General features: G+C 75.8%; 7 protein-coding genes. 4 read left to right on the forward strand and 3 right to left on the reverse strand.

Annotation, left to right across the window (positions count from 1 at the left end; translation table 11 throughout):
* Positions 1–57: 57 nt before the first annotated feature.
* Together NT8_RS26675 and NT8_RS26680 are read right to left on the reverse strand one after the other, a co-directional pair.
* The gene (locus NT8_RS26675) at positions 58–672 is read right to left on the reverse strand and encodes a helix-turn-helix domain-containing protein (protein WP_217999322.1); all 615 of its coding nucleotides are present in this window, start codon (positions 670–672) and stop codon (positions 58–60) included.
* A gap of 85 nt (positions 673–757) precedes the next feature.
* On the reverse strand, positions 758–1285 hold the full coding sequence (locus NT8_RS26680; RefSeq protein WP_067975463.1) for a DUF1697 domain-containing protein: 528 nt from the start codon (positions 1283–1285) through the stop codon (positions 758–760).
* 190 nt (positions 1286–1475) lie between these two features.
* On the opposite strand from NT8_RS26680, the gene NT8_RS26685 reads away from it, so the two are divergent.
* Positions 1476–2042 carry a hypothetical protein gene (locus NT8_RS26685; RefSeq protein ID WP_067975466.1) on the forward strand — a complete coding sequence of 189 codons (567 nt, stop codon included), beginning with the start codon at positions 1476–1478 and terminating at the stop codon, positions 2040–2042.
* A 213-nt stretch (positions 2043–2255) separates the two neighbouring features.
* On the opposite strand, the gene wrbA is transcribed toward NT8_RS26685, so the two are convergent.
* A complete protein-coding gene (gene wrbA, locus NT8_RS26690) occupies positions 2256–2873 on the reverse strand; it encodes an NAD(P)H:quinone oxidoreductase (protein ID WP_067975467.1) in 618 nt (205 codons plus the stop codon).
* A gap of 178 nt (positions 2874–3051) precedes the next feature.
* Between wrbA and NT8_RS26695 the strand changes: the two genes are divergently transcribed.
* The 3 genes from NT8_RS26695 to NT8_RS26705 are packed head-to-tail and all read left to right on the forward strand — an operon-like array spanning position 3052 to position 5896.
* The gene (locus NT8_RS26695; protein WP_217999323.1) at positions 3052–4050 is read left to right on the forward strand and encodes an ABC transporter substrate-binding protein; all 999 of its coding nucleotides are present in this window, start codon (positions 3052–3054) and stop codon (positions 4048–4050) included.
* Positions 4047–5132, forward strand: a complete 1086-nt coding sequence (locus tag NT8_RS26700) for a FecCD family ABC transporter permease (protein WP_245646348.1) — start codon at positions 4047–4049, stop codon at positions 5130–5132. The genes NT8_RS26695 and NT8_RS26700 overlap by 4 nt, the downstream gene beginning before the upstream one ends.
* Positions 5129–5896, forward strand: a complete 768-nt coding sequence (locus NT8_RS26705) for an ABC transporter ATP-binding protein (RefSeq protein WP_067975470.1) — start codon at positions 5129–5131, stop codon at positions 5894–5896. The genes NT8_RS26700 and NT8_RS26705 overlap by 4 nt, the downstream gene beginning before the upstream one ends.
* Positions 5897–5940: the final 44 nt, after the last annotated feature.

Genomic DNA, 5940 nt, shown 5'->3' on the forward strand with positions numbered 1-5940 from the left:
CCGCGCCCCCGCCGCTCCGGCCGGGTGGGTGAGGTGCCGGCGGAGCGGCTCGGGCGGTCAGTCGCGGCGCTTGGGGCGGGCGCGGACGTGCATGCGCTCGCCCTGGGGGCCGAACAGGCTGAGGATCTCGACGGGGGTCCGCCCGGCGTTGCCGAACCAGTGGGGCAGGCGGGTGTCGAACTCGGCGGCCTCGCCGGTGCGCAGCACGATGTCGTGGTCGGCCAGCAGCAGTCGGAGTTCCCCGCTGATGACGTACATCCACTCGTAGCCCTCGTGGGTGCGCAGGTCGGGTTCGCAGGGGCCGGGTTCGAGGACCATCTTGTACGCCTGGACGCCGCCGGGGCGGGTCGACAGCGGCAGCATGGTGCGCCCGTTCTCCACGATGGGCGTGGTCCGGACCCGGGGGTCCTCGACCTTCGGTTCGCCGATCAGCTCGTCCAGCGGCACCTGGTGGGCGCGGGCGATGGGCAGCAGCAGCTCCAGGCTGGGGCGGCGGCGGCCGGACTCCAGGCGCGACAGGGTGCTGACCGAGATGCCGGTGGCCTCGGCCAGCGCGGCGAGGGTGGCGCCGCGCCGCCGCCGGACGCGGCGGAGCCGGTCGCCGACGCCGGACAGGACGCGGTCGAGGTCGCCGGGGTCGGGGCCGGTCGGGGCGGGTTCGGGCTGGTGCATACCGTTCATTGCAGTACCGGCAATACGGTTTTGTCAATACGGCCGAACGGGGCCGGCGGCGGGCCCGGCCCGGCGGCGCCCGGGGTCAGCCCTCGGCGAGGGCGAGCAGGCGGGTGGTGGTGGACCAGTTGCGGACGGTCGCGCCGTCGAGCAGGGGGCCCATCGCGCGCGGCAGTACGGCGCGGCCGAGCCCGCCGGGCAGGGAGAGGTAGAACTCGCGCTCGCCCGCCGCCACCTCCTCGGGCGCGTAGGGCGCGGGGTCGAAGGCCGCCCACCGGTCGCGGTCGACCGGACCGGGCAGGAACGCCACCGCGCACTTGGCGGGGTCGGGCACCGGGAACGGCAGCCCGTCGACCACCCGCCGCAGGTCGCCGGCGGTGCGCACCAGGACGTTGACGGGGAACCCGAGGTCGCGTTCGATCCGGGCGCCGATGGCCGCCCCGACCGCGTCGGGCGGGGTGCCGGGCGCGGTCAGCACGGCGTTGCCGCTCTGCAGCAGGGTCGCCACACCGGTGTAGCCGAGGCCGTCGAGCATCGCCCGGAGGTCGGCCATGCGCACCTTCCGGTGCCCGCCGACGTTGATGCCGCGCAGCAGCGCGACGTACCTGGTCACGGTCGGGTCCTCCGCTCATCGGCCACGGGCCGCCAGGCTACCGCCGCCCGCCGACAGGTGCCCGGAGCGCGGAACGCGCGGAGGGGCCGCGAGACGGGGCCGCGAGACGGGACGGCGGGATCGCGCCGTCCCACCGCGCTCCCGCGTCAGGACCGCCACGCCCGCTGCGCTGGATATCTAGGATGAGGGAGTGGATCTCACCCTCCTGGAAGCACTCGGAATATGGATATCCGGACGGCAGCTCGACGACCACACGATCCACGGGTTCTCGATCGTCTGGATCGGGAGGATGGGAAAGCTGCTCTCCTTTGTCTCCGGGTTCGTCATCGTTCTCGACATCATCGGCCCGGACAGGATCAGGGCATGGTTCGAACGACTGCTCGGCGAGAGCGACATCGAGCTGCACGTGCGCGCCGCCACGGCTTTCCGCACCGTGGCGATCGCCCTCGCGGCGGTCGTGGCCGTGTCCCTGTCGGCCACGGGACTGTATTCCGTGTATGAGACGGGCTGGAGCGAGCATGTGGACGCCCTGGGTGAGCTCCGAGAAGAGCGCGGCTCCGCATTCCCCTTGCCCGGCGGGATGCTCCTCTGGCTCTTGATCGCGGGCGCGGTGGGATTCTTCGCGGCGAAATGGGGTGGCCCGATCCTGAAGCGGATCTCCTCGATTCTCAGCCACCCGAAACTCGCGCTCGTCGCGAGAATCGCCGGCTTCACCCTCTTTCTTGTGGGGTTCGCGATGGACTATCTCGCCTCGTGAACCGCCGTCGAACCGCATGCGCACCGGCACCGCGACGGATGTGCGGTGAGGTGGACCCGTGGACGATGCGCCACCCCCGCCCCTGAGACCGGAGGACGGGCGGTCTCCTCGGGCGGAACGCGCGGAGGGGCCGCGGTCGGGTGACCGCGGCCCCTTCGGCCTCCCCCTCACAGGGCGGTGTGCGCGCGCCGGCGCGGACCGACGCGTACCGGCTCAGAGGCTGGAGTCGGCCTTGAGGGCGCGGGCGACGCGGACCACGCGGCGGGCCTGGACCCGGGCGGCGGTGCGGGTGGTCTCGTCCACCGGGTTGTTGCCCTGGGCGTCGACGTGCGAGGTGCCGTACGGGTTGCCGTCGGCGAACTTCGAGCCGTCGGTGTAGCCGGGGGGCACGATGATGCCGCCGAAGTGGTAGAACGTGTGGCTCAGCGCGAGCAGCGTCGACTCCTGGCCCCCGTGCAGCGTGGCCGAGGACGTGAACCCGCTGTAGACCTTGTCGGCGAGCAGGCCCTGGCCCCACTGCGGGCCGAGCTGGTCGATGAACTGCTTGAGCTGCGACGCGACGTTGCCGTACCGGGTGGGCGAGCCGAACACGACGGCGTCGGCCCAGACGATGTCGTCGGGCGTGGCCTCCGGGATGCCCTTGGTGGCCTCGGCGTTGGCGGCCCACGCGGGGTTGCTGGCGATCGCCTCGGCGGGGGCGAGCTCGGCGGCCCGGCGCAGGCGGACCTCGGCGCCCTCCTTCTCGGCGGTCTCCGCGATCTCGCGGGCGATCTCGGTGCCCGTTCCGGTCGCGGAGTAGTAGATGACGCTGAGCTTCACGCTCTCACTCATGGTGCCCCCTCGCAGGCTGGATGCTATCTCTTCCTAGAAAGATAATGCGTCCGCATATATTCCGCGACCCGATGGAGCGCGGTGTGACCACGGCCACGCGCCGCCTGGCGGGAACCGCCCACCCCGCCCGGCCGACTCCTGCACCGAGAGCCCGCCCCCCCGACGAAAGGCGGCACCGGTGCCCCGACCCCGCCCCCCGAGACGCGTTCACGCGGCCGCCCTCGCCGCCGCGCTCCTCCTCCCCGCTTGCGGCGCCCCGGCGGCCGGCCCCGACGCCGCGTCCGGCCCCGGCGGCGCCGACGCGGCCTGCCCGCCGCCCCCCGACCTCGCCCGTCCCCCCGAACGGGTCGTGACCATGGACGGCGGCGCGGCCGCGATCCTGCGCGAACTCGGCCTCGCCGACCGCGTCGTCGGCACGGCCGCCCCCGACTTCTTCGCCGCGTTCCCCGCCGAGGACCGCGCCGACCTCGAACGCATCCCCGTCATCGACGACGGCACCGGCAACCGCGAGGCCGTCATCGCCGCCGAACCCGACCTCGTCATGGGCATCTCCACCTACGAGTTCGGCGCCTTCGACGGCACCCCAACCCGCGCCGAACTCGCGGACGCCGGCATCGCCGCCCTCGTCGCCTGCGACGACGGCGGCCCCGAGAACGGGATCGACGACACCCTCGCCTTCGTCCGGCAGACCGCCGACGTCTTCGGCGTCCCCGAACGCGGCGCCGACCTCGCCGACCGCCTGGAGAAGGAGCTGGCCGAGGCGGCCGCCCCCGCCGAGGGCGCCGACCCGGTCCGCGTCCTCGCCGCGTCCGTCGCCCCCGCCGCCGGCCAAGGGGTCTCCACCCTCGGCGCGCCCAGCACGACCCACGGCATCATCACCGCCGCCGGCGGCGAGAACATCGCCGGCGACATCGACCAGCGCATGGCGGAGATCTCCACCGAGGAGGTCGTCCGCCGCGACCCCCAGGTCATCCTCGTGCTCACCGGGTTCTCCCCCGCGACCGGCGCGGAGATCACCGACGCGCTGCGCGCCGCCCCGTCCCTCGCGGCCACGAGCGCCGTCCGCGACGACCGGTTCGTCGTCCTCCCCCAGTCCATCGCCACCTCCCCCAGCGTCCTCAACCCCCAGGCCGTCGCCCGGCTGGCCGCCGCCCTCCACGGCGGGGCGGACCGGTGACGGCCCGCACCCCGGCCCGCCCACGGGCCCGGGCGCTCCGCGCCGCGCACCGGATGCCGCTGGCCCCCCTCCTGGCCGTCCTCGCGGCCGCCCTCGCCGCGTCCGCCGTCGCCGGAATCGCCACCGGGCCCGTGGGCGTGCCCCCGGCCACCGTCGTCCGGCTGCTCGCCGACCACCTCAGCGGGGCCGGCGGCCCCGCCACCACCGAGGACGTCATCGTCTGGCGGCTACGGGCGCCCCGCGTCGTACAGGGCGTGTTCGTCGGTGCGGGGCTCGCCGTCGCGGGCGCGGTGGTCCAGGCCCTGGTCCGCAACCCCGTCGCCGACCCCCACGTCCTCGGCCTGTCGTCGGGGGCGAGCGTCGGCGCGGTCCTGGTCATCACCACCACCGGGGCCGGGGCGGCCGGCGCCCTCACCCTGCCCGCCGCCGCGTTCGCCGGCGCGGCCGCAGCGGGGGCGGCGGTCGTCGCCACCGCCCGCACCCGGGGCGGCGGGCTCGACCCGCTCCGCCTCGTCCTCGTCGGCATCGCCCTCGGCCAGCTCCTCGGCGGCACCGCGTCGTTCCTCGTCCTGCGCGCCGACGCGGCCGACGCCCAGCAGCAGGTGCTGTTCTGGCTGCTCGGCAGCCTCGCCGGGGCGCAGTGGCCGCTCGCCCTGTCCTGCGCCGCCGTCGTCACCGTCCTCACGGCGGCGCTGACCGCCCGCGCCGGGCGCCTCGACGTCCTCGCCCTCGGCGACGAGGGCGCCGCCGCCCTCGGCATGGACGCCGCCCGCACCCGCACCGCCCTGTTCGCCGCCGCCGCGCTGCTCACCGGGACCGTCGTCGCCGTCTCCGGCACCATCGGCTTCGTCGGCCTGGTGGTCCCGCACCTCGCCCGCCTGCTCGTCGGCGCCGGCCACCGCCGCGTGCTGCCGACGGCCGCCCTGCTCGGCGGACTCCTGCTCGTCTGGGCCGACATCGCGGCGCGCATGCTCCTCGCCCCCACGGAACTGCCCATCGGCATCCTCACCGCCGTCGTCGGCGTCCCGTTCTTCGTCGCCGCGCTGCGCCGCGGCACCGGCGCCCCCGGAGGAACCCCGTGAGGCTGCGGATCACCGGCCTGACCGCCGGGTGGACCGACGTCCCCGCTCTGCGCGGCGTCGACCTCGACGTCCCCGACGGCGCCTTCGTCGCCCTGGTGGGGCCCAACGGCAGCGGGAAGTCGACCCTGCTCAAGACCGTCTACCGGGCGCTGCGCCCGTCCGCCGGGACGCTGCTCCTCGGCGACGACGACCTCTGGCGCGTCCCGCACCGCGCGGTCGCCCGCCGGGTCGGCGTCCTCGGCCAGGACCAGCACGGCGGGTTCGACCTGACCGCCGACCAGGCGGTCGCCCTCGGCCGCGCCCCGCACCTGGGCCTGTTCGACCGGCTCACCGCCGCCGACCGCGCCGTGGTCGCCGAGTCCCTCGCCGCCACCGGGTGCGGCCACCTCGCCGACCGCCCGCTGTCGACCCTGTCCGGCGGGGAGCGCCAGCGGGTCCTGCTCGCCCGCGCCCTCGCCCAGCGGCCCCGGCTGCTCGTCCTCGACGAGCCCACCAACCACCTCGACCCCCGCCACCAGTTCGACGTGGTGGAGCTGGTGGCCGGGCTCGGCGCAACGGTGGTCGCCGCGCTGCACTCCCTCGACCTCGCCGCCGCCTACGCCGACACCGTCGCGGCCCTGCACCGGGGCCGCGTGCACCTGGTCGGCCCGCCCGAGCGGGTGTTCGCCCCCGCCCCGCTGCGCGAGGTGTTCGGCCTCGACGGCAGCCTCCTCACCGACCCCGTCACCGGCCGCCCCCGCCTCCTCACCCGCCCCGCCGCCTGACGGGCCGGGCGGGGCGGGCGCCGGGCGCGGGCGGGCGGCCCTGG

It is taken from the genome of Nocardiopsis trehalosi NBRC 14201 (genome assembly GCF_001552555.1).
Lineage (GTDB): Bacteria > Actinomycetota > Actinomycetes > Streptosporangiales > Streptosporangiaceae > Nocardiopsis_B > Nocardiopsis_B trehalosi.